The following is a 26128-nucleotide window of genomic DNA, read 5'->3' as shown; positions in this document are numbered from 1 at the left end:
GCGCTCAGGGCTACTCGACCACCGTGTTTACCTGTTTCCTTGTCTACCTGTTTACGTGTTTACCTCATTCATACGCCAACACCTCGCGGATCGTCAGCCGCGCCGCGTTGCGGGCAGGGATGACGCTTGCGAGGGTCGAGAGCGCCAACACCAGCGCGAGCCAGATGACATAACCTTGATACGTGAAGACCACGTCAATTGCCGATTGGAAAATTGCGAGGCTGACGATGGTTGACAGCAAATACGAAAATGGGATGGAAAGAATCACCGCGAGCGCAAACGACATCATGCCGATCACGATGCCCTCGGCGATGACCGTCCGCATTACGGCGCGATCGTCTGCGCCGATGGCGCGCATGATGCCGATCTCGCGCGTGCGTTCGAGGACATTCATGCCCATCGTGCCTGTGAGTCCCATTGAGCCGACGATGGCGGTGAGGATCGCCATGATGAGCAGGAACACGACGAGCGTGTCGAGACTCTCCACCGCCGTATCCAACGACGCGCGTCCCGACTCTGCCACGCGGACTTTGAAACCTTGATCGCGGAAGAATTTATCCAACTCTTCGGCTTTGGCGTCTTGGTAGGCGCGGCTGTGTTCTTCCGTTTCGAGCCTGAATGAATACGAGCGGTTCGCAAGATCGTTCATCTGCGAAACATATTCGTACGGCGCGTACGCCAGCACGCCCTCGCGATCCATGAATTGAAAAATGCCGATCACTTCCCACAGTTCTTCACGCCCTTCGATCTTGAGATGCACCTGATCGCCGACATTGAGATTCGGAAAATATTTACGCGCGCTTTCGCTGATGGCAAGTTTCTTCACATCGTCCGCGCGGATCCAACGCCCATCCAAAAGATTCGGCTGGACGAGTCCGCTGTCCGCGGGCGGACCGAACATGTTGAGATTCTCCATCACGTCCCCATTCGCGTCGAGCAGTTCACCGCTCACGAACTGCCAACCCTCCACGCGCTCCACGCCGTTCACCTTCATCGCAATTTGTTCGATCTCTCGCAAACGATACGGCTCATCGAAATCCAGCGAAACATCGGCGGAAAAATATTTGCTGATCTGCCCGATGTACTCGTGCAACGACACGCGCACATTGAAGACCGCGATGAAGATCGCGCCGCCCATCGTCAGCGTGAACAACGTCAGCATGAGCCGACTCTTTCTTCGGAATGTGTTGCGCAGTGATATGACGAACGGACGCGGGATGTGGATTCCGCGCGCGGCAAGCAGACGCGTCGCCTTGACTTGGATCCAATCCAGCCGCGACAGACGCTTCTCTTCGCCGCTTCGGGCTGGTCGCTCGTCGTCAGCCAACCCACCGCTGAGAGCGCGCAACACCGTGATACGCGATCCGTTGACCACAGGCGCGAGCCCCGCAATGAGCGGAACAAACAAGCCGACGAGGATTTGAATCAGGAACGCCAGCGGCACGATGCGATAGCCGAGCAAATTGAAATTCAGTTCGTTGGCGATGAATTCCGCCAGACCATACGCGCCCGCGCCGCCGAACGGGACCGCGATCAGCAACGCGATGACTCCGAACGCCATGATGAGCGTAATGTACATCACGAAGACTTGATTGCGCTGTCCGCCCACGAGCTTGATCACGCCGATGTGCCGCAAGTGTTGGTTCAACAACGCGCTCAACGTGTTGGCGATCAACGAACTGGAGAGGAATACGATCAAAATTCCCAACGCCAACAGGATGCCGAGCACCGCGTTGATCGTATCTGCCAGCGGATGTTTATGCGATTCGGAAAACCGCGAACGGACGACAAGTTGTCCGTTGTTTTCGAGTTTCTCCTTCAATGCCGCGCCCACCTCGCGGACGTAGGCAATGTCGTCGCCGTCACCCGTCACGGTGACCAAGGCTCGGTTGAACGACTCAGGCTGACCGAGGTATGGAAGCGTATCCATGGTGACGTATCCGAACGGCGAGGCGAGGAAGTCCCCTGCGGCGGAGGCGGTGTCTTGCACAATTCCAGTCACTGGCAAAGTTTTTATCGAACCGTCGGGGAGTTGAAATTCGAGCAGGTCGCCCACGTTCACATCGAGGTTGGTCAACGCTTTTTGTTCGAGCAGTACTTTGCGCTTTGCTGGGATGGACGCGCCCTCGAGCGGGGTCAACAAGTTGATGCTGTTATCTTCAAAACTCTCGAACGCGTTCATGTCGAGCGTCACCCATTTTTCGGTGCCTGGCACGCGCACGCGCATGTTGAACACGCGCCGCGCCTCGGCATCTTTCACGTTCGGCTGGTTGAGAATGGAATCGAGAACGTCTTCGTTGAAGTTCGTCATCCGCAGTTCGATGTTGGCTGGCACGTTCGCCGCATACGACACGCCCATATCCTGCGAGATGATCTGATACGCGCCCGCGATCACGCCAATCGAAAACACGCCCACCGCAATGGAAAATACCACCAGCAGTGTGCGGGCTTTGTTATCTATGAGGTCATGCAGAACTTTTCGCCAACGAGGTTTCATACGATTTTTGATTTACGATTTCAGATTTACGATTTTTTATGTACGGTGGTCGAGTAGCCCGAAGCGATAGCGAAGGGCGTATCGAGACCACCACGCCGTAAAATATTTCTGTTACAAAAGTTTGTTCGCGTACTTGTGGTCTCGATACGTCCCGCGATGCTTCGTCTTCGCTATCGCTCCGCTCAGCACACGCGGGACTACTCGACCACCGATCAAGGTGAGTAACATGAATTGTTTTACCGTAGTAACGACTTCAGTCGTTTGATTGCGGCGAAAAAGCGACTGAAGTCGCTACTACGACATCGGGCGATTATGGTTACTCAGAAAATCTTTACTTCCTCTTAAACAACGAGAACAGCCCGCCTTTGCGGCTGTCTGCGGCGCGATGGACCTCGAGGCGCTCCTGCACGATCTTGCCAACCGCGTCGGCGGTTCTTGGCGACACGTCCATCACGCGCTTGAAATCTTCGCGCTTTATCGTCAAAACTTCAACGGGTTCTTCCTCGCTTGCGCGGACATTCGCAATCGCTTTGCCTCCGCGCAAGAGTTCGATCTCGCCAAAAAATTCGCCAGGCTTCAAACGCGAGATGACGTTCTCTCCGTTCTTGCGGTCGTGTAACACCACTTCCACTTCGCCTTTGCGGATCATAAAGAAATTTTCGATTGGCTCCTCGCGCGAGATGATCGTGGCTTTCGGCTGATACGTCCGCTCTTCGGCGAGTTTGGTGAACTCCATCATGTGACGATGTCTCAGCCACGGCAGGGATTTGGCAATCGTCTCGTTGATGAGTTCACCGTCGGCGATGATGATGTTGCGCGTGGTGCGCGACGTGAGCGACGGATCGTGCGTCACCATCAACACGGTCTTGCCGCGCCGCGCCAACTCTTCGAACAAGTCAATGATGATGTTGGCTGATTTTGTATCGAGGTTACCCGTCGGTTCATCTGCAACCAACAACGGCGGATCACATGCCAACGCGCGCGCAATGGCGGCGAGTTGTTGTTGTCCCGTTGAAACCAGCATAGGCAATTTATTCGCAAACTCTTCCAGCCCAACCAACTTCAACATGTCCATCGCGCGCGCGGGTCGTTCATCGAAGTCGTACATGTCGGCGTAATCCATCGGCAACATCGCATTCTCAAGCAATGTGAGCATCGGAAGCAATTGAAAAAACTGAAACACGATTCCCAAATTGCGTCCGCGCCATTTCGAGCGCTGGCTTTCGCTCACGCCCGTGTAAATGTCCGTGCCGCCGATCACCACCTTGCCATCCGTCGGATGGTCAATGCCTGTGATCATGTTGAGCAGTGTAGATTTTCCGCTCCCCGATTTCCCAACGATCGAAACAAACTCGCCGCGATTGATGGTCAGGTCAACGCCTTTGAGCACGGTGAACTCGCCCGCCGCGTTTTTGAATCGCTTGACGACCCCGTGCATATCGATCATCGCCTCAGGCGATGACATCGCATGAGGGTTAGAACCAGACTTCCCCTTGGCGCGACGCGGACTCACTTCCGCCTCCACCAAGATTTTTTGGGATTCAAATCCGCATCGTTATCGCCCTTCGACTGCGCTCCGCTCCGCTCAGGGCGAGAGATCAACTCCCCATCCGCGATCTGGAGCGCGCGCGTGAATCGCGTTGACAACGACTCGTCGTGCGTGACCATCACGATCGTTTTGCCTTGATCGGCGACGAGACGCGCGAAGAGTTCGAAGATGTGATCGGCAGTGACCGAGTCGAGACTGCCCGTCGGCTCGTCCGCGATGATGATGGGCGGATCGTTCGCCAGCGCGCGCGCAATGGCGACGCGTTGTTGCTGTCCGCCCGAAATGAGCGCGGGAAGTTTTTCGGCATGTTCTTCGATCTCGACGAGGCGCAACAACTCGAGCGCACGTTGACGCGATTGTTTCGGACTGAAGTTGCCGCACAAGTCCATAGGCAGGGTGATGTTTTCGACGAGCGTGAGCATCGGCAAAAGTTGAAACGACTGAAACACAACGCCCATCGTATGCCCGCGCCATAACGCGATCTCGTCTTCTTTTTTCTTGTGCACCGAAACAGGCGAACCGTTTGAGTGAATGATGACTTCGCCCTCGCTGAGATGATCCACACCTGTGATCATGTTGAGCAGTGTGGATTTGCCCGCGCCCGATTTGCCGACGATACCAACGAACTCGCCCGCGCCGATGTTCATGTTGACGCCTTTGAGCGCGGTGAAATCGCCCGCCGCGGTGGCGTAGGTCTTCACCACGTCGCGCAGTTCGATCAGGGAGGATGCGACTTTGCTTTCAACCGGAGATTGCCGAACCGATGACACGACTTTCAAAATCCTTTAGGACTTACTCAGTTGAACCTGTTGCGCCGTAGTTGCACTGCGGTGGCGGCAGTACAACTGCCCGCCAACTGCGTTAGTCCTTTCCTTTATTTTTCGGGAAAAGTATAGTATATTCCAGACACTGTTTGATAATAAACAGTGTCTATTATATGCAATAGACTATTGGTGTCAAGACTAAGAAAGGCTGCCAATGTTGAACTCCACATCGAAAACAAAAACGGATCGCCGCGTGCAACGCACGCTCCAATCTTTGCGAGCCGCTCTGCTTGAACTCATCAAAGAAAAAAACTACGATGATATCTCCATCGAGGAGATCACGGAGCGCGCCAATGTGGGACGCGCCACGTTCTACCTGCATTACAAAGATAAGGAAGACCTGCTGTTGGAAGAGTTCAGCGAGACGATCTACGATCAGGCGCAGGTTCTGTCAGAAGTCCCATTTTCCGCATGGGTGCCCGCTTCAACAAAAGACAGCGGAAAAAACAAGCCGCTCCAGCCCCTCCTGCTGGTGTTTCAACACGTTCACGATCACTCCGAACTTTATTACTTGCTTTTGAAGAGCGCCAACGCGAGCAAGATCGTCGAGCGCATTCGCAAAGTCAGCACGGAGGCGATTGTCAGGTTTGTCGAGAACAAGATGAAGTCTGACCCGATCCCCCTCCTCTTCGAGGTGCCGATCGAATTCTTTGCGGCATTTTTCAGCGGAGCGTTACTCAGCGTGGTGAGTTGGTGGATCAAGGAAGACATGCGTCATTCTCCCGAAGAGGTGACGAGTATGTTCCGAAGCCTATTCTTTAGCGGCGCCGAGAAAACGCTCGGTCTGCAAGCAGGCACGGAGTGATCTGCGGCTACGTTGACGCAGTTCAATTGCACCAAAATCTCGGCAAACCCTAGTCACGGATTACACGACTTCGCACGGATTTCTTGTAGATTAAGAATTTAACCGAGCGACCCTGCCTTTTCGTTTTGAACCACTGAGACACTGAGTCACGGAGATTTTAATTGGCTTTGCTCAGTGTCTCCGTATCTCACATGTCCCAATGTGTTTCGGGAGTGGTTCAATTTATTACTCGATTAATTGACAAAAGAACAATAAAATACATTCATGAAAATCCGTGTAATCTTTAGCAAAGAATGATTTTGATTAAACGGGGCTATAATCGAAACATTCAATCTCGAGGAGAATACAATGTCCAATGTATACGCATCCAATCATCCGCTGGTCGCGCATAAACTTTCGCGCCTGCGCGACAAAATCACCGAGCCTAAGAAATTCCGCGAACTGGTGCGCGAGATCGCCGCGCTCCTGGCATACGAAGCCACCGCCGATTTGGCTGTAGCGCCGCGCGAATTCGAAACTCCGCTAGCCAAAATGACAGGCTCCGAGTTGAAAGAGAAGATCGGACTCGTGCCCATTTTGCGCGCGGGACTTGGTATGGTGGAAGGGATATGGGAACTTATGCCTGTTGCCGAAGTCTGGCACATCGGCTTGTATCGCGATGAACATACACTGCGACCCGTCGAGTATTACAACAAACTCCCCACCGAACCGACCGTTTCTGTCTGTTTGATTCTTGATCCCATGCTTGCTACAGGCGGTTCGGCAACAGCAACGGCAGACGTGTTAAAAAAATGGGGCGTGAAGAAAATTAAATTTGTGGGTCTCATCGCCGCGCCTGAGGGAATCAAGGCGATGCAGGATAAGCATCCCGATATTGACATCCACATCGGCGCAATTGACAGTCACCTCAATGAGCGCGCGTATATCGTGCCAGGGCTGGGAGACGCGGGGGATCGGCAGTTTGGGACGGGGTGAGGGGAGAGAATTAGAGGATTGGAGAATTAGAGAATAGAGACTGGAGAATTGAGAAAAGAGATTGGAGACTGGAGACTAGAGATTGAGAGATAGTGTAATTGGTAATTGGTAATTGGTAATTGGTAATTGGTAATTGGTAATTGGCGGTTAAGTAACCTGATTGATGGCGCAGCAGGATCAGAGAATTGCGTTTGGCTTGCATGGATTAACTGAATCGGAGGCTGATATGGCGAAGAATGCGGATATAAAAACCAAAGTCAATAAGGCAAGCGTAACGGCGTTTTTAAATAAGGTTGAGAGTGAGCAAAAGCGAAACGACTCTTTCGAGTTGGTGAAGATCATGCAACAGGTCTCGAAAGAAAAACCGAAAATGTGGGGACCAAGCATCATCGGGTTTGGGTCGTTGCATTACAAGTACGAGAGCGGACGCGAAGGCGACATGCCGTTGATCGCTTTTTCTCCGCGCAAGCAGTACATCACGCTGTATCTTCTGATGGGGAACGATTACGAAAAACCACTGCTCGAAAAACTTGGCAAACATACCACAAGCAAGGTGTGCCTGTATATCAAAAAATTGAGCGACGTGGATATGAAAACGCTAAAAGAGTTGATCACCAAAACATACCAAGCATCGAAGGCGTTGAAGTAATGTGAATAGTGGATAACAATTTCATGTCATGCTAAGGGGCGGTTTTTGCCCCGAAGCATCTCTGAGAGACTCATCCGAGACCCTTCGGTCGCGGAGTTTACCCTGAGTTTATCGAAGGGCTCCCTCAGGGTGACATGGTTGTATGTTTGGCATATTCATGATTGATATTTAAAGTAGTTCAATCTTGTTAGTTGATCGGAGGCTGACATGGCGAAGGCTGAATTGAAAACCAAAGTCAACAAGGCGAGCGTGACGGCATTTTTGAACAAGGTGGATGATGAGCAAAAACGAACAGACTCTTTCGAGATTCTAAAATTGATGAAGCAGGTCACGAAAGAAGAGCCAAAGATGTGGGGGTCGAGCATCGTCGGCTTCGGCAGTTATCACTACAAAAGCAAAAGCGGGCGCGAAGGCGATTGGATGCTCACAGGTTTTTCGCCGCGCAAACAAAATCTCACGCTCTATCTCATGGGCGGATTCGACACGCACAAAGACCTGCTCAAGAAACTCGGCAAATTCACCACCAGCGTCGGATGTTTGTACATCAAGAAGTTAGACGATGTGGATAAAAAAGTTTTGAAAGACCTGGTCGCCGCGTCTGTGAAGCGGATGAAACAACTCAATCAATGATAGTACAGACCGTCCCGCAGGTTTTCTTGCAGGACTCTGTTCATGCAAGAAACCTGCGGGACGTTCTGCGCAATGCGAGTTACTCAATGACGATCCAAAAAGATGTCGAAGGCAACGAGAAAAAATATCTGCATGAATTTGCGGATTTTTCACATAAGCGCGTCCTCGAGATCGGATGCGGCGATGGGCGGTTGACGTGGCAGTACACCCATGCTTCCTCCCTAACCATCGGGCTGGACTCTGACCATGACGCGTTGCGCGTCGCTTCGATTGATGCGCCTCACGACCGAAAACACAAGATCCATTTCGTCCATTCCGAAGCGGAGCGTCTCCCCTTTTCAAAAGAGACGTTCGACATTGCCATACTCGCATGGTCGCTTTGATGTATCACGCATGAGGGCATGGTCCATGCCCTGAGTGAAATTCGGCGCGTATTGATTCCAAACGGCATCTTGATTGACTTGCGCCCGTTGCTGAGTCGCTGGGAGGTGGAAGTGGCGTCCGCGCGTGAGAGCAAGCTCACGGGCAGAGTGAACGATTTCGAAGTCGGCATCGCAGACGACACCGCCGCGAATCGCTCGATGGCGGAGGCTGAGTCCAATGGATGGTTCATCCGCGAGCGCGAGGAATTCTTTGCGTACGTCTACTCGTGGGACACGCCGCACGAAATGGAAGAGTGGATTGACGACGAATGGAACGATTTCATCGAGTTGGACGAAGAGGCGAAACACGCCACGCGCTCGGCTTGGGCGCTTTCAGACGGCGATGCGCGCGCGCAGTTGCGGATGAAGATGTTGATCGGGAGGTGGAGGAGGGGATGATAGAGAATTGGAGGATTGGAGAATTGATGACGGCGGGCGTATAATGCTGTACATAGGAAGTTAGACGGCTTGTGGGCAGTTTAACCATCCAAATAGTGTCTTATACAGATACAGGCTGGTTAAGGCACAGTTAGGCGCTCCCCTGGAAACCCGAATTTGATATGTATATGAAAAAGCTGAAATCTCTTCCATTGGTATTGTTAATGCTGTTGACCCTTATCGGGTGTATTTCAGAAAATACACCAAAAGAAAATCTAGCGGCACCAACTGCAACTATTCCATCTTCAACACCATTGCCACCTGAGACTTTAACTCTCATCCCTACTGAAACAAAAGTTCCTACCCCAACGTTATATTTGACTCCTTTACCAACTTTGTCTTTTTACAAGACGGCATACCAAATGTATGAGGCTAATAACATATGTGGTTTGCCTTGCTGGTGGGGCATTACTCCAGGTGTATCGACATGGACAGAAGCACAGCAATACATCGCCCATTTCAATCCATCCCGTTCATTTGGCGTTGAAAAAGTAACAAATTTTAAAATACCTATTACGAAATCTACACAATCGGAAATGTACGTATGGTCTGTATGGCTTCCGAATGCAGATACATCTGCGTCTGTTTATTTAGAGGTTCAAAATAATGTCGTAATGGCGATAAGAGTCGCTCAAGACCTATTCACTCTATTCTTTCCTCTTCATAAATTTTTTGAAGCATCTGATGAGCCAGATAAGGTTTTGGTATACATTAGTGACCGCGATAAAATTAATAGCACCTATGATGCTACACTATATTTAGTGTACGAACAAAAACATATTCTTGCAAGCTATGTCTTCTGGGGAAGCGAAACGACAGACGCCGTGAATTTATGCTTACAGCATCTTAGCCCACAAGAGATGCATTTATGGTCATCTGAGGTAGAAATAAGTACAGATCTTTCCACTCTTAAACCGTTAGATGAATTTTCTGATCTAAATCCAAACTCATTCTATGAGAGATTCAAAAGCAAGAACCACCAATGCTTTGAAATGTCAAAAAATGCTTGGAAATAATCTGTGAATTTTTTATTTGAAGGACAACAAACTTGCAAAATGCGCCCGCCTATGAACAGCGGTGTCAAGGGTTGAGGAGAAACTAGATCAAAAAAAGCCTCGCGTCTTGCAAAAGAAGCTAAGCTATCGAAAATTCACCGAATTCGTAAAGGATCAAAAATGTCAGAAGAACAGCCAATCAGAAAAGTTGTCTTTGCGATCAACATCACCATAGACGGCTACTGCGGACATGAAGCGATGCTCCCCGACGACGAAGTACATGAGTACTTCACCGAACTCTTGCGTAACACAGGCGTTGATATTTTCGGGCGCAACACGTATCACCTGATGTATCCATACTGGCACGATGTTGCGGTGGATCAATCGGAAACGCCAACGGTCAACGAATTCGCGCGGGTATTCGATTCCGTGCCGAAGATCGTCTTCTCAACGACGATGAAGAGCGTAGAATGGAACAACACCACGCTCCTGCACGGAGGTCTTCGGGAAGAGATCATGAAGTTAAAAGGACAGCCAGGGAAAAATATCTCCATCGGCAGTCTCAACATCGCCTCGCAAGCCGCGCAATGGGACCTCATTGACGAATATCACTTTGTCGTCCACCCCGTCATTGCAGGAGCAGGTCCGCGCTTGTTTGAATCGGGCGCGAACCTGACGTTGAAACTTATCGGATCGAAAACGTTCCGTTCGGGGGTTGTCGCGTTGCGATATCAGAAATAATTCGTAGAGAGTATTTCATAAATAGACCTCTTGCATAAGAGTCTCTCGTTCAGCCACACATCGTCCTGATGTTCTTCGGGAGAGTCCACAGAGACCCTTGACCCAGCGCCTGCGTTCGGGGCAGGTGGAAATGCTCATTTTCCCTGTGATCTCTGCGGCAAAAATGACTTTCGCACGAGGTCTTATACATAACCATCCGAAAGAAAAAACTACAATGACGCGATCAAATCAATTGAGCAAACGGGAACAGGATGTGGTCAATTTACTCATCGAGGGCAACAGCAACAAGCTGATCGCTTCTTCCCTTCATATATCCGAGCGCACGGTCGAATTTCATTTGAAAAATATCTTTACAAAATATCAGGTCGGCTCTCGCATGGAATTGGTATTGAAGCTGGGAAAGTCCAAACCCCAAAAACTAGGGGAATCCACAGTTGCGCCCGGAGTAGAAGTTGCCGAAAATAGAGACCAGCCCAGTTCAAGGAACTGGGTCACACCTTTGAGAGAAGCTGTCTCTATAATCAGCAAGGAGTTAGGAATGGAAAATTTGTTGAATTCAAAAGCCAACAGCGAAGCGGACTCGTCCACGTTCTTTGGCGCGATCCGCGTCTGCTTGGCAAAATATGCGGATTTCAATGGGCGGGCGGCGCGGTCCGAGTTTTGGTGGTTCGCGCTGTTCGTTACATTGGCTACCTCGGCAATGGCATACCTGAGCGAGTCTCTGGCTAGCGTATTCTTGATTGCCACACTGCTTCCCCTGTTGGCGGCGGGCGCGCGCCGCCTTCACGATATCGGCAAGAGCGGATGGTGGCAAATGTACCTGCTCATTCCAGTGGGCGGCATTGTCATACTAGGCATTTTGTGGGCACAGCAAACAGATAAAAACCTTTCGTAGAAAAATGGACCAGGATGATACGACATGTATCATCCTGGCTTTTTTCCCTTCTTCCAATACCTCAACAACCCATCCGCGCTCATGCCGAGGGGATTCGCCACCTCGTAGGCTTTGACCACATCTTCGCTCAAGCCGATGGCTCTGCCCTCATCCATCACCCATTTTGTAAAACTTTCGCGCAGTTCTTCGATGGATGTCTCGTTCTGCATGGACTGTTCCATCCAACGCGCGGCGGAGTCGAGTCCTTTTTCCACTTCGGCGAGTTGCCAATCCACATCATCGTAGATCCCAAAGTGAGTCGGCGCAATGCGCGGGGATTTGAGCGCGCGTAATTTTGCAACACTTTCCTTCCAGCGTTCGAGGTTCAGTTCAGGCGGAGGCATTGGCACGCGCAGATATTGACAACCGGGGATGCGCACGCCGCCCACGTCGCCGCAAAAGACGATCTCTTCGAATTGATAAGCGAAGTGATGCTCCGCGTGACCGGGTGTGTTATGCGGAATAAATTCCGCGCTCCCAATACGAATCCCTTCGCCATCATTCGCAATGTGCAGCTTATTTTCAGGCACGGGCAGGAAATCGCCCCACAGCGTTTGCATTCGATCTCCATAGATGCGCGTTGCGCTGGCGATCAACTTTTCAGGGTGGAGCATGTGCGGCGCGCCGACAGGGTGCACATAAATCTCCGCGCCCTGAGTGGCAAGCCAGCCCGCCGCGCCCGCATGATCGAGGTGGATGTGCGTGAGCAGGACGTGAGTCACATCACGGGTGGATAATCCCTCCGCTGTGAGACCAGCCCGAAGTGAAGAAAGAGTCGAGCCGGGTCCGCTTTCGATCAGGACGACGGCATCCCTCAATCGAATCAAATAAGAGGCGATGGCATGAGTCCGCCCTTGAAAATTCAGGTCAAGTGTGACAATACGGGTTTGCGCCATGAGTGTTCCTGTGCGTTGGTTTTCGAGTAGAACGACGAGAGCGTTGCTCCCAAGTCTTCGTCACAGTATACACGGCAAACAGGAACTTTGCGTTCCTCAAGCGACTTCGCAAGATCTTCGTTGCCAACACGCGAGCCGAACGAAAGCGTCATCAACAAGACTACGGTTGGACGCAAGCTTCGGCGTTGCAAACTATCCACAGCGATCAGAAGCTCAGGATAGATCATCGGCGTGACGAGGATGGCGCTTGAGCCTTGCGGCAGTTGTCCCATCTGGGCGGTGACGAGCGCCGGCAGGGTGAAGAAACTCTCGTTATTGAGGAATGCCAGCGCCTCAAGGATCTTCGCCTCCTGACGCTCGCTTCTTTCCGCCGGGATAATTTTGTACGAACGACCCGAGGCGCTCACCAGCCCCACCGACCGGCGCCCGGCGATGAAATAGTGCGCCAGTGACGCCGCCGCGCTAACCGCATATTCAAGCGTGGAAGGCGGCAGTTTCACTTTGCGGCGGCGCAACAAAAAGAGATCGTCGGAGGGCGGCGCTTCGAGCGCGTCACCCGGCTTTGAGATATGCGCGCTGCGATGCGTGTCGATGAATAGCCACACTTCCGATTGCGGGTCTTGTTCGAATTCTTTCACCATCAATTTATCGCGGCGCGCGCTGGTGGGCCAATGGATGCGTTTGAGCGGATCGCCCGGCACATACTCGCGCACGCCCGCCGCGTGAGGCGTCACGTCTTGTGATTTACGACGGATCACCTGCCCGCCCGGCAACAAACCCGGCGGCGAATAGAATTCGGAGACATTGGCGAGCATCGGCAATACAACCAGTGAATCGCGCGCGGGGAATGTTTTGGAAACGCGAAAGATGCCGAACGGATCGCCGGAACTGACGCGGGTGGGTCCAAGCAGGAATCCGCCTCGGGTGGTGAGCCAGGTGCGGGCTGTGTAGGAGCGTTTTTGTTTCCCGTTGACGAGGGTCAGAACACGCGAACCCGTCGCAAAAGGAATCGTGGTCTCGTTAAAGACCTCCAGCCACAGTTTGGGGATTCGACTGGAGTTGGCGATCTCAAAATGTTCTTCGAAGATATCTCCCACTGCCGCGCGGAGCGAACGCGCCCGACGTTCCACTGTGATTCCGCGCAAGGCAAAGTTTGTCAACAACCATGCCAGGGCGATCAATAACAAGCCAAAATAAAACAGTCGAACATAAAGCAAAGAACCGTTCACAACCGCGCCGATACCGCCCACTCCCAGAGTCAAAAGAACGAAGGCGCGCCCAGGCGTCACTTTGATTTGTCCTTCGCCTTCAAGTTGACAGCCTGGTAATCTCCGCCTGGCACCGGTACGCTGGCGAGGATCTCTTGCACGATACGATCGGAACTCAACTCGCGCAAACGCGCCGCCGGTGAAACGATCAGGCGATGCCCAAGCACCGGTATCGCAAGGACTTTGATATCGTCGGGTAACACATGGTCGCGCCCGTGTATGGCGGCGCGCGCCTGACCGGCGCGAAACAATGCCAGGCTCCCGCGCGGGCTGGCGCCGAGGTACACATCGTTGTTCTGACGGGTTTTGCCGACGAGGTCTACAATGTATTTTTGCACTGCTGGGGAAACATGGATTTTTCGAACTTCTTCGATGGCGCCCAACAACTCTTTGATCTTGACGACCGCTTTCAACGCTTCGATTGGGTGTTTCAGTTGCTGACTGCCCAGCACCTTTATCTCCTCCGACGCGCTGGGGTAACCCATGCGGATGCGGAGCAGAAAACGGTCGAGTTGCGCCTCGGGGAGCGGGAATGTCCCTTCGTATTCGATGGGGTTTTGCGTAGCAAGCACCATGAAGGGTTTTGGAAGCGCATGCGTCACTCCATCCACGGTGACCTGCTTTTCCTCCATGGCTTCGAGTAGCGCGGCTTGGGTCTTTGGCGTGGCGCGATTGACCTCATCTGCCAGAATGATCTGCCCGACAATCGGACCCGCGCGGAACTCGAACTTTTGCTTTTGCTGGTTGTAGATCGAAACGCCTGTCACATCGCTGGGAAGCATATCCGGCGTGAACTGGATACGGTTGAACGTGCAGTCGAGCGATTTGGCGAGACTGCGCGCCAGCATGGTCTTCCCCACTCCCGGCACATCTTCTATCAACAAATGCCCCTGGCAAAGCAAGCCGATCACAACCAACTCCAACGCCTGCGATTTTCCCACGATCACTTGCTCCAAATTTTGAACGATATGCTCGCTGAATTGTTTGAGGTCTTCCATGAAGAAGCGCCCTTTCCTGTTATTGGGTTGCTTTACCGCCCCGATTGTACGGGTATTCGATGGCATGGGCAAGTGAAATTCACCCCTCTGTGGAGGGGTGTTGGTTTAATTAACCGCGAAGTTTCATGGGACTTTCCTGGCGTCCTTCGCGCGCTTTGCGGCTACTTTCTTGAGGGCGAGATTTCGCCATGAACTTTCGTGTATAATCTGCGTCGCCCGTCCCCGTAGCTCAATGGACAGAGTAACAGACTTCGAATCTGGTGGTTGCGCGTTCGACCCGCGCCGGGGACGCCATCTTTAATTTTTTAGACGCAGAAAAACGCCGACCTACGCTAATATAAAAACCAGGACTTACGCAGTTGGCGGGCAGTTGGACTGCCGCCGCCGCAGTGCAACTACGGCGCAACAGGTTCAACTGCGTAAGCCCTAAAAACTCTGCGTTCGTCGGCGCAAATCAGCGTCCTAAACATCCCAGTTCATGCGCGATCTTCCCTCCGAAGCAAAATTGATTCAGATGCTCCTTAACCGCCTCGAGCGGATCTCAGTCGATTCGGTGTGGGCGCATCGCGCCAGCGGATTGCGCGGAAGCCTGCTCGGCATGCTGGAGCAATTCGAAGAGGGAAAGCCCCCAGAGCCAGCCGAGTTCAAGTCTGTGATGCGAATCGCCTTTCAAATCCTCCGGGAGGCGGCGAGAGAGATGAGGTAAGTAGACCTTGCCACGCCATGTCTGGTGTGCGGAGCGTCCTTCGACTACGCTCATCCTTCGACTACGCTCAGGACAAAATAAACATCACAGAAAAGCAGGAACATGCCAGACCTTTACACGCTCAACCCAAGCCAGATTATTATGTACGTCACCGAACATTGCTCCGATTGTGTCCGCGTGAAGAAATATTTTGAAGCGAAAGGTATCCCCTATGTTCGCGTGGGGCTTGAAGGGGACGCGAAAGCCGCCGAATTTGTGACCCAGATCAACCGTGGATTCCGAAGCGTGCCGACCATCGTGTTTCCCGACGGCTCGGTGCTCGTCGAACCGAGTTGGGAGGAGTTAAACAAGAAATTCATGAATTGACATGATACATAGGGGACTATTCTCAGCAGGTCAACAGCGATACAATGAGGGCGAGGAGTAAAAATGAAACGAGTCACGACTTTCATTCTAATTGCGTTCCTGCTGGCATCGTGCAATGGCTGGATCATCCAACCCCTGCCGGGCAACCCGCCTACGCCATTTCTGCCGTTCACACAGACGCCCTCGGTGTTCAGCCCCACGCCGTTAATTATCGGTGTGGCAAGCCTTACGCCCGCGCCTTCGGTTGCCACGCTCACCCCAAGCACAACACCCTTCCCCACATTGACCGGCTCAGCCGCGCCTGCTACTTTGACATCCACAAACACTTCTACGCCGCTCCCCACGACGCTTGGGTTGGCGATCAAGCCGCTTCGCTGTAATACCAGCGCCGACTTTTCGCATGGCATGGGAGAAGTGACCAACGCTTTCATCCTACTGAAAAACACCGGCGGTATTGAGTTGACAAATATCAAGACGACCCTCAACGTGCTCGACCCCGGCTTGCAGATCCACCCTGACCAGTCGATCATGACTGCTGTGCTTCCGGTTGGGTATCAGGTTACGATAAAACTCACCGCAGATACCACCACCAATTCTCCCACGCCGATTCAAGTCAAAGTGACAAGCGATCAGGGCGAGTTTCCGATCGAAGGACTTCCTTCGTGCACCGACATTGGATTTGGCGCCCCCGACCCCACGGGACTCAACACCCCGATTCCTTCAACCCCATAATCGAGGCAAATCCGCAGAGCGCTCAAATTTCCGAGCATATTCTCAATAAAGTCCACTATAATCAACCCATGGCAAACGAAAACTTAAACACACTCCGCAATAAGATCGCCATCCTCATAGACGGCGATAACGCGCAATCCTCCCTGCTCACGCAAATGCTCGTGGAGGCGGGTCGTCACGGACAAGTCACCGTCCGCCGCATCTACGGCGACTGGACGACGAACAGCATGAATTCGTGGAAAGACACGCTGAACTTCCACGCTTTCCAGCCTATCCAACAATTCCGCTACACCGTCGGCAAGAACGCCACCGACAGCGCGATGATCATCGACGCGATGGACATCATGCACTCCGAAGTCGTGGATGGATTCTGCCTCGTTTCCTCCGATTCGGATTACACGCGGCTGGCAACCCGCATCCGCGAGACGGGCATCTTCGTGATGGGCATCGGCGAAAAGAAAACGCCCAAGGCGTTCGTCAACGCCTGCGATCTGTTTGTCTACACTGAGAACTTGCAAGCGGAAAAGAAAGCCGCGCAACAGAAGCAGGCGCACGCGAAGAAAACGACGAAAAGCAAAGACGGCAAAGAAGAAACAGACCCGATGCCGATGCTCAGTCAAGCCTTCGAAATGGCGGCGGGACAAGACGGCTGGGCTCCCCTCGCAGGGATGGGCAACGCGCTCTACCAACTCGACCCCGGCTTCGACCCGCGCACGTACGGTCACAAACAACTCTCGAAGATGATCGCCAGCCTCAAGGACCGCTTCGAAATGCGCACGAAAGACATGGAAGGTCAGCAGATTTTTTATGTGAAGATGAAGGAATAAGGATTGACATTCGTGAAAACTAGTCCTCTCCTCAAACGAATCTCGCGCATAATGATATGGCTGAGTGTCGGCATCTTGGTTCTGAGCGCTCTGGGCGCAACCTATCAGGCTGTCTCGACAAAATCTGACCAACGAAATTACCTTGCCTTAGGACAACTCGTGGATATTGGAGGCTACAAACTTCATATCTATTGCCTTGGCGAGACCGTAGAGGGTAGCCCTACGGTGATTCTCGAACAGGGTCTTGGCGGAACATCTGCGGCGTGGGCGCGAGTGCAACCAGAAATTGCCAAATCAACGCGCGTGTGCGCATACGATCGCGCGGGTATGGGCTGGAGCGACCCTGGTAGCGAGCCGCGCGATGCTCAACATATTGCGACTGAATTACATACCCTTTTGCATAATGCCAATATTCCTGGACCATACGTATTGGTAGGCTGGTCATTTGGAGGGCTGTATGTCCGTATGTATGCAGGAAAATATCCAACTGATGTTGCCGGCATTGTTTTGCTTGACAGTTCGCATCCTGATCAGTGGACGAGCACGGCGGCAGGTAAGTCCCAGTTTGAATCGAACGCGGGTATCTACAAAATCGCGCCTTGGCTAGCCCGGATAGGTGTAATGCGAGTGATGGGACAGTTTCAACCAGATCCAGGTTTGCCCTCTCCCCAGAACGAGTCGATCAAGGCATTCTTCGCAGCGACAAAGGATTGGGACGCTCAAAGCGCGGAGTTTTTGGCATCGCCTGCCACCAATGATGAAGTGCGCAACCTGGGATCGTTGAACGACATACCTTTATTCGTGTTGACCGCTACGGAACATGGCGCTTCAGCAGAGCAGGAGCAACTGTGGCAAAGTTGGCAGAAAGAACTGGCCTTGCTTTCGACGAACAACGTTCAACAAATCGTAACAGGGGCAAACCACGTCGCTTTCTGGCTTGATCCGGAGACATCGAAAATCAGTGTTGAGAAGATTCTTCGTATCGTGGAAGCGGCACAAACCGGAGAGAGGCTTCAGCCATAGAGTGGTTTCCAGCATTCGTCATCCTTGTCGCTATGGTCGGAAGGATAAACATCTGTAGCCGCGCCCAACACAGCGTCCTAAGAAACCGGCCCGTCACAAGAGCGGTTTCAAGAGTCCTCGAGGAGGCTCATCCAGACAAAGTCAACGAGACGGGCGGGGAAGAACCTCAAAATCACGAAGGCGGTGAAATGCAAAGCAGGCGTGACGCAAGGCGTTGAAACTGTCGAAAAAGTCCCATTTCAAAAACTGTTGATTTGAAAGTGAGAAAAACATCGAAAACAGGACTTACGCAGTTGGCGGGCAGTTGGACTGCCGCCGCCGCAGTGCAACTACGGCGCAACAGGTTCAACTGCGTAAGCCCTAGAAAAGCATCTTGTTTTTATGCCCGGAGCAACATGTTAGCCATTTTTTGATCTGTTGCGGGGGATTTTTTCGACAGTCTCGTTCTGCGGCAAGCCCCATCAGATCGAATCTTATTTCGGAGAAATTACAAAGATGAAAATAGCCATAGCAGGTTCAACAGGAGTTCTCGGACGCGCCGTCATACCCTTGCTTTTACAACAGGGACATGAAGCGCGTGCCTTGGCGCGTTCAGCGGAAAAAGCCAAAAATGTACTCCCTCAACGTGTTGAGATAGTGGAGTGCGATTTGTTATCGCCCCGCATCAGCGAAACGATAGCATCAACTATTCGAGGCTGCGAAGCAATATTGCATCTAGCCACATCCATACCTCAAAACTTTACCCTACCTAACGCATGGGACGCTAATACCCGCTTGCGCACAGAGGTAGTAAGATTGTTACTTAAGGCATCTGCTGAAGTCGGAATAAAAAAATATATTCAACAAAGCATCACAATGGCTTATCCTGATTGCGGCGAAAACTGGATTTCTGAAGATATCTCCCTTGATACCTCGCCAGAACGCGCATCGCCTTGCGCTCCTGTCATCGCAATGGAAGAAATGATACGAAATATCCCGACTCGCCATTTGCATTGGAGCATCCTTCGCGGAGGTTCGTTCGTCGGTCATGGCACTTTTCAAGACAAGGTTATTGAAAACATACGCGCAGGTAAAGAAATTATTCCTTGTGATGGAAGAAACTTTATCTCGCTAATTCATGTTGCAGATATGGCAACCGCAACGGTTGCGGCGCTCAATCACGCCCCTGCTGGCTCGATTTTCAATATTGTTGACGAACCCTTGCGGCAACATGAGTATAGCGATCGTTTGGCTATTTCAATCGGAGCAGACAAACCTCAGCGAGATACGAATTCAGCCTGTCCTCCCTCATGGCGTTGCAGCAATCAACTTGCAAAATCAATTCTAGACTGGCAGCCTACTCATAACATCATTCCAAGATAAGGTGATTGCAAGGTCAAAGCCGCACAACAAAGCGCGCGCTGACGAAAGGCTGGCACGAAGATCGCCGTCCGCGGGCTGATGAGGTTGAGAGCGATGATAAAATTGAACAGTTCTCGAAGATGATCTCCAGCCCGAAAGACCGCTTCGAAATGCGCACGAAAGATATGGAAGGCCAGCAGATTTTTTATGTGAGGATGAAGGAATAGGAATTTTAACCTTCGGCAGCGCAACGCTTGGCTTTTATTAATGCATCTAACGCCATACGCGCCAGATCAATCCGCGGAAATAAAGAATTTGTTCCTAAAGGCATTTTCAAGCTCAGGCGGCGAATCTGAAGGTATTCTCGTCGGAAATTTGGCACACGCTTTTTCAGCCGTTTAATTTTTGAAAGCGATGTCTGCGCCTTCATGAAGGGAATCAATACGCATGCCAAATTTAGAAACGACTTCAGGAGAACCGCCGCTCGGCTATGCGGAAGCGTTGTATTGGAAAATCGCCGAAAAGACCAGCCGCATTCTTATCATAAATTTATTGTCAATCCCGCTCGCCTTTGTCTTCGGAATTGTTTTCTTTACAATCGCGCGCGTCTTCGGTAAATCAACCGGATTCTTTTTTGGGAGCGCTGCGACAACCCTTCTCTTCGCCCTGCTGCTGACGATCATAATACACGAGCTGATACACGGCATGACAATGCAAATCTTTGGTGCGCGCCCGAAATATGGGATCAACTGGAAAGGATTGATGCTCTACGCGACCGCTCCGGGGTATGCATTCCAACGCAACCAATACCTTGTTATCGTTCTGGCGCCCCTCGCGGCTATAAGCCTCGCAGCATGCCTGGGTATTCTTATACAAGCCGGCTCGCCCAGCGTCTGGTTATGGGCAATTTGTGCGACGATCAACGGCGGCGCAGCGATTGGCGATTTATGGATAACCGCCATAGCGCTTCGCTATCCTAAACATGCTTATATTGTTGACGAGCAAGACGGCATGCGAATTTTCCTTCCACGAGGCGAGAATAAAACATAAATAGAAATGCGCGCCGAATAAATGATCCAAGCGAGAAGAGGATAATACGAACGCATCATTTCTTCAATTCCTCGTACACATCCACGATCTGTTTCGCAATTTTCTCCCATGCGTAATCTTGCGCGTACGCGGCGGCTTGGGCGCTCATCTTTGCGTGCAACTCGTCATCGTTCAACAGCCACGATAATTTTTCGCACAGCGTTTCGGGTTCTTCTGCGGGAATCGTGAATCCTGTCTCGCCATCGCGCACGAGATAGGCAAGCCCGCCCACTTCGGAGGCGATGACAGGCGCGCCGCACGCCATCGCCTCGAGCGCCACCATGCCGAACGACTCGTAATGCGACGGCATCACCACCACCTCCGCCGCCGAATAATAATACGGTAGTTTATCCTGATCGCGCACGCCCAGGAACACCACCGACTGGTCCAAGCCAAGAACCTCGCACAAATTTTTTAAGCGCGCCATTTCAGCATTCATCATCTCTGGGCTTGCCGCGGGATCGCCGCCGATGATGGCAAGATGCACCGGGCGCGACTCTTTCATTTGCAAACAAGACATCGCCTCGAGCAGAGTGTCCACGCCTTTGAGCGGCTCGATGCGCCCCACGAACAGGATCATCCGATCTTCAGGCTTCAAGCCAATGTACGACCGCGCCTCATCGGCGGGGATGGGATAGAAGTGGCTGACATCCACGCCGGGCGGGATGACTACAAGTTTCTTCGCGTCTGCCTTGTACAGGAAGCGGAGTTGCGTTAACTCGGCGATTGTGGCGACGATCACCCGGTCAACTCGACGGAGGACCTGCTTCTCACCCTCGATTCGGTACGCCCCTTCGCGCTCCTCGTCCGTGCGCGCGATGCGGTTCTTCATCTCGCCGAGGGTGTGGAACATGTGGACGATGGGCGAACCAGCCCACCCGTCGGAAAGAGACGCGGCGGCAATCCCAGACATCCAGTAATGGCTGTGGATGATGTCGTAGTGAATCTTTTTATCACATGCGAAGGCTCTGATTCCATCCACAAATTGCGGGATGTAATTTGCAAGTTCCTGTTTCGGCATGGGGTGTTCGGGTCCCGCAGGGATGTGGACGACGCGGTTGCCGTAGCCGAGTTCGTGCAAGACGTGCGGCACGTGATCGTCTTGCGAGCGAGTAAAGACATCTACATGGATATCCATTTTGCCGAGTTGGCGCGTGAGCTCGCGGACGTAGACGTTCATCCCGCCCGTGTCTTTGCCGCCCAGCGTGGCAAGCGGACAGGTGTGATAGGAAAGCATTGCGATGCGAAGCATGGGTTTATTTTCTCACGACACAGACGATGCGTGGGGTTGAAAACTTGCGGGTTTATTTGGTTTCCTTTATAATCCCGCCGCTGTAACGCAAAATTAATTTTGCGTTACATTCGCCACCGTAGCTCAGTTGGCAGAGCGAGCGATTCGTAATCGCTAGGTCACGAGTTCGACTCTCGTCGGTGGCTCAATAAAGACCTCCGAGTTCTTGAAGAACTCGGAGGTCTTGTTTTATTCGAAGACGTTTTGTCAACTAGCATAAGACCTTATTAGCAAAATTGGAAGGATGTAATTTCCATAAAGGGGATATGCTCTGCGGTGAGCTGAACTCGCCCCGTTGACGACATACAAGAACCCTTCAATGGAATAGATGAAAGGTTGTTGCTTACGAGATAAAATTGTTCATTCGTTCCAAAATAGAAATTGAAGTAGAAGTTTCCAACCTTCTCTTTGTATTCCTTGATAACACCATGAACACAAACTGTTTGACCCTCCATTGAAGGCGTGACCTTTGACCACAATAAACAAGAAGGGGTTGAAGTTGGAGTAGGTGTGTTGGTTGAAGTTGGGGTAGGTGTGTTGGTTGAAGTTGGGGTAGGTGTGTTGGTTGAAGAGGGAGAAAAGAAACTCACAGCCGCGCTCCACGTGTTTGCGATAATCATGTACGCCGCGAACAGTACGAGGAGAATGAGCGCGCCTTCAAGCCTGGAGGGGAGCCTTACTTTGTTTTGCGAGAGATACCCGATATAGACCACTATCAGGATAGCAAGGAGACCAACGCTCTCTAGGAAGTTCATCGCTCTACCACCTTACCCAATGCCTCATCTAAAAAGAGTTTGGGCTTTGATCCGCGCGTCACTGCATGGAAAAACTCAGAAAGCGATTGCACGCTCAAACAACCAACTGCATTCTGTTGCAGATCAAGCACCAGTTGCATTGCCCGCTCGCGCTTTTCGGGTTCTCCGCGATCAAACGCGTACACCAGCACATTGGTGTCAAGAAGAACGACGGTCATATCGCTTCATTCGGTCTTCATAAAGATCTTCGCGCATCCAGTCACGCTTTTTTCGAGGGACAGGATGTTTTTTGTCCTGATCGCGCATCATTTTGTAAAGACGCTGCATCGCATCGTTGTCGTAAGCCAAACGATAACCAGCGCGTTTCAACTCATTGTCGAGGGCGCGGCGAATGATCTCAGCTTCGCTGACGCCTCTTGTTTCGGCAACTCGTTTTAGCCGTTCTTCTTGACTCTTTTGGATGTAGATCTGCTTGCGAACCATCTTTTTCATTTGGTGCTCCTGTGACTATACATCACATTATACATCACGAAAACAGACTTCGTACCGCATCATGGAATACCTTCGTATGGTAATTTACATCCTCTTCGGTGATTTCGGGCGAGATCAATGCCATGTTGTGAAAGGGAGTCAGCAAGATGCCGCGGTTGAGGGCGAAGAGGTGCATGTAGCGGTCCAGTTCGGGGTCAATGGCGGCGTGAGCCTCTCCCCCGTTGCGGGGAGGCTTGGGGCGGAACCAGTATTCGGAGCGGTTGCCGAGACGTTTGACGATCCATGGCAGTTCGAATTCTTCGATGACCGATTCAACGCCTGCGGTGAATTTCTCTTGCAGGGCAATTGCTTTTGCATAAAAATCTTCTGTTAAAACATTTTGTAACGTCGCTTTCATCGCGGCAATTGATAAAGCATTGCCTGCCAATGTCCCGCCAATTCCGCCGACATCCGCGTCGTCTGTGTTGAGGCGCGCGGAGAATTGTTTACTCACTTCTTCAGTGAAGCCGTAGACTGCGGCGGGCACTCCTCCAGCGAGAGGTTTGCCTAGGGTGAGGAAGTCAGGTTGAAGGGCGAATGAAGCGGTGTATCCGCCTGGACTCGTACAGATGGTGTGAGTCTCGTCAATGATGAGATACGTCCCGTATTTTTTTGTGATCGCGCGCAGGGCATCGTGATAGCCCGCGTCGGGATGGATGATGCCGATGTTGGTCATCACAGGTTCGGCAAGGACGGCGGCAACGTCGCGGGCAGAGAGGGCGGTTTCGAGCGCGGCGATGTCGTTGAACTCGATGACCTTCGTCGTTTCGCGCGGGTCCACTTGCGGACCCATGTTGTTGGGGCGCGAAATCGGCGTGCCTTCTTCGTCGAGCGTGATGAAGGTTTCGTCCACCGAGCCGTGATAGCAATAATTGAAGACGAGAATTTTCGGGCGACCCGTGATGAGACGCGCCATGCGGAGGGCGAATCGATTCGCGTCGGTGGCGGTGAGGGCGAATTGCCAATAGGGAAGTTTGAATCTTCTTTGAAGTTCTTCGCCAACCCAGATCACATCTTCATACGGAAGCATGAGCGTGATGCCATTTTGAATTTGCTCGGTGACGGCATTGACTGTCGCGTCGGGCGAGTGACCCGTCATCGCGCCCGTGTCGCCGAGACAGAAGTCAATGTATTCGTTGCCGTCCACGTCTGTGAAACGCGCGCCCTTTGCCGATTTGACGAAAACAGGAAACGATCCCGCCCAGCGGATCATCCACAACATCGGCACGCCACCATGCAATGACTTGCGCGCGCGTTGGTAGAGTTCGTGTGATTTGGGGTGTTTCTGATGGAAGAGCTGTTCTTCGGTTTGGAGGAGTTGGGCGAGGCGGGAGCGGTTGAGGCTTGGGGGCATGATGCTATTCATCTGTGTTAGGGTAAATCTAATTCTGACAATGTTTTTTCCACCTCATCCAAAAATTCAGACAGTTTGACTGCTCTCTGTCCTTCTTTGCTAAAGTCGTGCTCGTCGGGCGCTGTTGTAATGTGCCTGTGCCATCGCCCGTCCACTTCATCACGCGCATATAACCTGATCCCGTTGTGAATTAAAGCCAGGCTTGTGGTTTGGTAGGGATCGTTGCGATAGACCTGCACGAACAAATCCGCCGAAATGGATAGACGCGCTTTTATCAGGTTTCGCGTTTGTTCTAGGATTTCCAGATCCACAAAATACTTGCGGTGTTTATATTCCCTCAGCAAATCAGACGCGATGCCAGAGACATTCATGCTTTTCCACTCAAGGATTTGAGTTTTTTGATTTCAGCCTGCATGTCTTCGATGGCAGTTACGGCCAATTCCCAATCAAAGTAATCCTGCTCGGCTTTGGAATCCAATTTAGCCGCCAGCGCCTTCTTTCGGAACGCGTCGAACGATACGGCATATTTTTCATGGAACTGCCGCGTCATGCTTTGATATTTGATGAGGTTTTTCTGCGCTTTTTCAAGCAACAATTCCGCCATCGCCTGTTCAGGTTTGCGGTTTGGAAAAAGTCGTTTGGCGCTGGTTTCGAGTGTATGGAGGGTCATGCCTGCCTCATTAATATCTAACCTTCAAATCGTCAAGCGTGTATTCGGATGGCTCGTCTTCCATGCCGCGCATGGCGGAGGCGAGCGAAAATCGCGACCATTCCAGTTCCTCCTGGCGCTCCGCTTTGGAGAGAAGGAACTCGAGAAAATCAACCACCGTTTCCTGATAGGAAGCGGGGAGTTTTTCAATATAGTTTTGGATCGTTTGATTCATTACCATGAGTCACATCCCATCAAGTGTGGTCACATGATTATGTCAACGAAACTTCTGCGCGTTTCCCCGTCGCTTCGTTGACGACGATCAATTCGCCCGCGTCTTCGCGCCCCACTTGTTCGTTGGCGTTGAGCAATTCGATGCCATAAATCGTGCCGTCGGGGGCAATGTCAACAACCAGCTCATCGCTCAGGCGAATTGCTTCCACCTCCGCGACTTTTTCTTGAAAACGGATGTAAGCAATGTTGTAACGAGGGTCATAAGTAAATTTCATCGCAAGACTCCTAGAAAAAACGGGTGATCACGGTAATGATGAGCCAATCTTCGACATTCTCTTCAACAGCAAAAACTTCAACTTGTTTTGTCGAGTATGCGCGGCCTCGCCATTGATCGTTGAAGGGAAAATTTCGACGAAAACCAACACGTCCGAACTTTGCGGGAAATCGCTCGCCCAGTTCGACCGTCGCGCGGGCTTCTTCCTCAGTTGCGCCGCGTTCCGCCAGCCTTTCAAGTGCGTGATGATGAAAGCGGACGTTCATTGCTGAAGGCATTATACATCACTCAAGGATGAACTTCTTTTCCGTAGTGGATTCGCCCGTTTTCCTGTG

The 26128-nt window shown here is 51.9% G+C and carries 33 protein-coding genes and 2 tRNA genes; 18 read left to right on the top strand and 17 right to left on the bottom strand.

Annotated elements, in window-relative coordinates:
• Nucleotides 1–64: 64 nt before the first annotated feature.
• From IPM31_13530 to IPM31_13520, 3 genes are all read right to left on the bottom strand, one after another.
• Nucleotides 65–2497, bottom strand: a complete 2433-nt coding sequence (locus tag IPM31_13530) for an ABC transporter permease (protein MBK9007999.1) — start codon at nt 2495–2497, stop codon at nt 65–67.
• Nucleotides 2498–2828: 331 nt separating this feature from the next.
• Complete coding sequence (locus IPM31_13525; protein ID MBK9007998.1) at nt 2829–4010, bottom strand: ATP-binding cassette domain-containing protein; 1182 nt, start codon at nt 4008–4010, stop codon at nt 2829–2831.
• A complete protein-coding gene (locus IPM31_13520; protein MBK9007997.1) occupies nt 4007–4693 on the bottom strand; it encodes an ABC transporter ATP-binding protein in 687 nt (228 codons plus the stop codon). Before IPM31_13520 ends, IPM31_13525 begins: the two co-directional genes overlap by 4 nt.
• Before the next feature lie 331 nt (nt 4694–5024).
• Between IPM31_13520 and IPM31_13515 the strand changes: the two genes are divergently transcribed.
• The 9 genes from IPM31_13515 to IPM31_13475 all read left to right on the top strand — a co-directional run bounded on the left by IPM31_13515 (nt 5025) and on the right by IPM31_13475 (nt 11420).
• On the top strand, nt 5025–5675 hold the full coding sequence (locus IPM31_13515) for a TetR/AcrR family transcriptional regulator (GenBank protein ID MBK9007996.1): 651 nt from the start codon (nt 5025–5027) through the stop codon (nt 5673–5675).
• A 348-nt stretch (nt 5676–6023) separates the two neighbouring features.
• Entirely contained in the window at nt 6024–6650 is a 627-nt protein-coding gene (gene upp, locus IPM31_13510) for a uracil phosphoribosyltransferase (protein MBK9007995.1), read from the top strand.
• Between the two features lie 226 nt (nt 6651–6876).
• Nucleotides 6877–7299 (top strand): DUF1801 domain-containing protein, encoded by a 423-nt coding sequence (locus tag IPM31_13505; protein ID MBK9007994.1) that lies wholly within the window; start codon nt 6877–6879, stop codon nt 7297–7299.
• Nucleotides 7300–7506: 207 nt separating this feature from the next.
• Complete coding sequence (locus tag IPM31_13500) at nt 7507–7929, top strand: DUF1801 domain-containing protein (GenBank protein ID MBK9007993.1); 423 nt, start codon at nt 7507–7509, stop codon at nt 7927–7929.
• 86 nt (nt 7930–8015) lie between these two features.
• Nucleotides 8016–8312 (top strand): class I SAM-dependent methyltransferase, encoded by a 297-nt coding sequence (locus IPM31_13495; GenBank protein MBK9007992.1) that lies wholly within the window; start codon nt 8016–8018, stop codon nt 8310–8312.
• An 18-nt stretch (nt 8313–8330) separates the two neighbouring features.
• Nucleotides 8331–8750 carry a hypothetical protein gene (locus tag IPM31_13490; protein ID MBK9007991.1) on the top strand — a complete coding sequence of 140 codons (420 nt, stop codon included), beginning with the start codon at nt 8331–8333 and terminating at the stop codon, nt 8748–8750.
• 167 nt (nt 8751–8917) lie between these two features.
• Nucleotides 8918–9805, top strand: a complete 888-nt coding sequence (locus IPM31_13485) for a hypothetical protein (protein MBK9007990.1) — start codon at nt 8918–8920, stop codon at nt 9803–9805.
• A 159-nt stretch (nt 9806–9964) separates the two neighbouring features.
• Entirely contained in the window at nt 9965–10525 is a 561-nt protein-coding gene (locus IPM31_13480; protein MBK9007989.1) for a dihydrofolate reductase, read from the top strand.
• 214 nt (nt 10526–10739) lie between these two features.
• The gene (locus tag IPM31_13475) at nt 10740–11420 is read left to right on the top strand and encodes a DUF805 domain-containing protein (GenBank protein ID MBK9007988.1); all 681 of its coding nucleotides are present in this window, start codon (nt 10740–10742) and stop codon (nt 11418–11420) included.
• A gap of 29 nt (nt 11421–11449) precedes the next feature.
• On the opposite strand, the gene IPM31_13470 is transcribed toward IPM31_13475, so the two are convergent.
• The 3 genes from IPM31_13470 to IPM31_13460 are packed head-to-tail and all read right to left on the bottom strand — an operon-like array spanning nt 11450 to nt 14621.
• Nucleotides 11450–12355, bottom strand: a complete 906-nt coding sequence (locus tag IPM31_13470) for an MBL fold metallo-hydrolase (protein MBK9007987.1) — start codon at nt 12353–12355, stop codon at nt 11450–11452.
• Nucleotides 12322–13644, bottom strand: a complete 1323-nt coding sequence (locus IPM31_13465; GenBank protein ID MBK9007986.1) for a DUF58 domain-containing protein — start codon at nt 13642–13644, stop codon at nt 12322–12324. Before IPM31_13465 ends, IPM31_13470 begins: the two co-directional genes overlap by 34 nt.
• Entirely contained in the window at nt 13641–14621 is a 981-nt protein-coding gene (locus IPM31_13460) for a MoxR family ATPase (protein MBK9007985.1), read from the bottom strand. The genes IPM31_13465 and IPM31_13460 overlap by 4 nt, the downstream gene beginning before the upstream one ends.
• 218 nt (nt 14622–14839) lie before the next feature.
• On the opposite strand from IPM31_13460, the gene IPM31_13455 reads away from it, so the two are divergent.
• The 7 genes from IPM31_13455 to IPM31_13425 all read left to right on the top strand — a co-directional run bounded on the left by IPM31_13455 (nt 14840) and on the right by IPM31_13425 (nt 19637).
• Nucleotides 14840–14915 (top strand) — tRNA-Arg (locus IPM31_13455).
• Between the two features lie 184 nt (nt 14916–15099).
• The gene (locus IPM31_13450; GenBank protein MBK9007984.1) at nt 15100–15327 is read left to right on the top strand and encodes a hypothetical protein; all 228 of its coding nucleotides are present in this window, start codon (nt 15100–15102) and stop codon (nt 15325–15327) included.
• Between the two features lie 102 nt (nt 15328–15429).
• A complete protein-coding gene (locus IPM31_13445; GenBank protein ID MBK9007983.1) occupies nt 15430–15693 on the top strand; it encodes a glutaredoxin family protein in 264 nt (87 codons plus the stop codon).
• Between the two features lie 63 nt (nt 15694–15756).
• Nucleotides 15757–16425 carry a hypothetical protein gene (locus IPM31_13440; protein ID MBK9007982.1) on the top strand — a complete coding sequence of 223 codons (669 nt, stop codon included), beginning with the start codon at nt 15757–15759 and terminating at the stop codon, nt 16423–16425.
• Nucleotides 16426–16493: 68 nt separating this feature from the next.
• Nucleotides 16494–17252, top strand: a complete 759-nt coding sequence (locus IPM31_13435) for an NYN domain-containing protein (protein MBK9007981.1) — start codon at nt 16494–16496, stop codon at nt 17250–17252.
• A gap of 12 nt (nt 17253–17264) precedes the next feature.
• Entirely contained in the window at nt 17265–18275 is a 1011-nt protein-coding gene (locus IPM31_13430) for an alpha/beta hydrolase (GenBank protein MBK9007980.1), read from the top strand.
• A 495-nt stretch (nt 18276–18770) separates the two neighbouring features.
• Nucleotides 18771–19637 carry an NAD-dependent epimerase/dehydratase family protein gene (locus tag IPM31_13425; protein MBK9007979.1) on the top strand — a complete coding sequence of 289 codons (867 nt, stop codon included), beginning with the start codon at nt 18771–18773 and terminating at the stop codon, nt 19635–19637.
• Nucleotides 19638–19848: 211 nt separating this feature from the next.
• Here IPM31_13425 and IPM31_13420 read toward each other — a convergent pair whose 3' ends face one another.
• Nucleotides 19849–20046 (bottom strand): hypothetical protein, encoded by a 198-nt coding sequence (locus IPM31_13420; protein ID MBK9007978.1) that lies wholly within the window; start codon nt 20044–20046, stop codon nt 19849–19851.
• 17 nt (nt 20047–20063) lie between these two features.
• Here IPM31_13420 and IPM31_13415 point away from each other — a divergent pair, with 17 nt between their 5' ends.
• Nucleotides 20064–20666, top strand: a complete 603-nt coding sequence (locus IPM31_13415) for a DUF3267 domain-containing protein (GenBank protein MBK9007977.1) — start codon at nt 20064–20066, stop codon at nt 20664–20666.
• Nucleotides 20667–20721: 55 nt separating this feature from the next.
• Here the strand turns inward: IPM31_13415 and IPM31_13410 are convergent, their stop codons facing one another.
• Nucleotides 20722–21957 carry a glycosyltransferase gene (locus IPM31_13410; GenBank protein MBK9007976.1) on the bottom strand — a complete coding sequence of 412 codons (1236 nt, stop codon included), beginning with the start codon at nt 21955–21957 and terminating at the stop codon, nt 20722–20724.
• A 112-nt stretch (nt 21958–22069) separates the two neighbouring features.
• Between IPM31_13410 and IPM31_13405 the strand changes: the two genes are divergently transcribed.
• Nucleotides 22070–22142, top strand: a tRNA-Thr gene (locus IPM31_13405).
• An 81-nt stretch (nt 22143–22223) separates the two neighbouring features.
• On the opposite strand, the gene IPM31_13400 is transcribed toward IPM31_13405, so the two are convergent.
• The 9 genes from IPM31_13400 to IPM31_13360 are packed head-to-tail and all read right to left on the bottom strand — an operon-like array spanning nt 22224 to nt 26059.
• Entirely contained in the window at nt 22224–22751 is a 528-nt protein-coding gene (locus IPM31_13400) for a hypothetical protein (protein MBK9007975.1), read from the bottom strand.
• Nucleotides 22748–22969 (bottom strand): hypothetical protein, encoded by a 222-nt coding sequence (locus IPM31_13395; protein MBK9007974.1) that lies wholly within the window; start codon nt 22967–22969, stop codon nt 22748–22750. Before IPM31_13395 ends, IPM31_13400 begins: the two co-directional genes overlap by 4 nt.
• Nucleotides 22950–23243: a ribbon-helix-helix protein, CopG family gene (locus IPM31_13390; GenBank protein MBK9007973.1), complete on the bottom strand. Its 294-nt coding sequence runs from the start codon at nt 23241–23243 to the stop codon at nt 22950–22952. Before IPM31_13390 ends, IPM31_13395 begins: the two co-directional genes overlap by 20 nt.
• Before the next feature lie 34 nt (nt 23244–23277).
• The gene (locus IPM31_13385; GenBank protein MBK9007972.1) at nt 23278–24636 is read right to left on the bottom strand and encodes an aspartate aminotransferase family protein; all 1359 of its coding nucleotides are present in this window, start codon (nt 24634–24636) and stop codon (nt 23278–23280) included.
• 17 nt (nt 24637–24653) lie between these two features.
• Nucleotides 24654–25007, bottom strand: coding sequence for a hypothetical protein (locus IPM31_13380; protein MBK9007971.1), 354 nt, complete (start codon nt 25005–25007; stop codon nt 24654–24656).
• Nucleotides 25004–25306, bottom strand: a complete 303-nt coding sequence (locus tag IPM31_13375) for a hypothetical protein (protein MBK9007970.1) — start codon at nt 25304–25306, stop codon at nt 25004–25006. Before IPM31_13375 ends, IPM31_13380 begins: the two co-directional genes overlap by 4 nt.
• Before the next feature lie 10 nt (nt 25307–25316).
• Nucleotides 25317–25526, bottom strand: coding sequence for a DUF2281 domain-containing protein (locus IPM31_13370; GenBank protein MBK9007969.1), 210 nt, complete (start codon nt 25524–25526; stop codon nt 25317–25319).
• 31 nt (nt 25527–25557) lie between these two features.
• Nucleotides 25558–25794 (bottom strand): DUF2283 domain-containing protein, encoded by a 237-nt coding sequence (locus IPM31_13365; GenBank protein ID MBK9007968.1) that lies wholly within the window; start codon nt 25792–25794, stop codon nt 25558–25560.
• Between the two features lie 10 nt (nt 25795–25804).
• Nucleotides 25805–26059, bottom strand: coding sequence for a hypothetical protein (locus IPM31_13360; protein MBK9007967.1), 255 nt, complete (start codon nt 26057–26059; stop codon nt 25805–25807).
• Nucleotides 26060–26128: the final 69 nt, after the last annotated feature.

Origin of the sequence: Candidatus Defluviilinea gracilis (genome assembly GCA_016716235.1) — a bacterium.
Lineage (GTDB): Bacteria > Chloroflexota > Anaerolineae > Anaerolineales > Villigracilaceae > Defluviilinea > Defluviilinea gracilis.
Note: the sequence above shows the minus strand (reverse complement) of the source record. Positions and strands in the feature narration are given on the sequence as shown.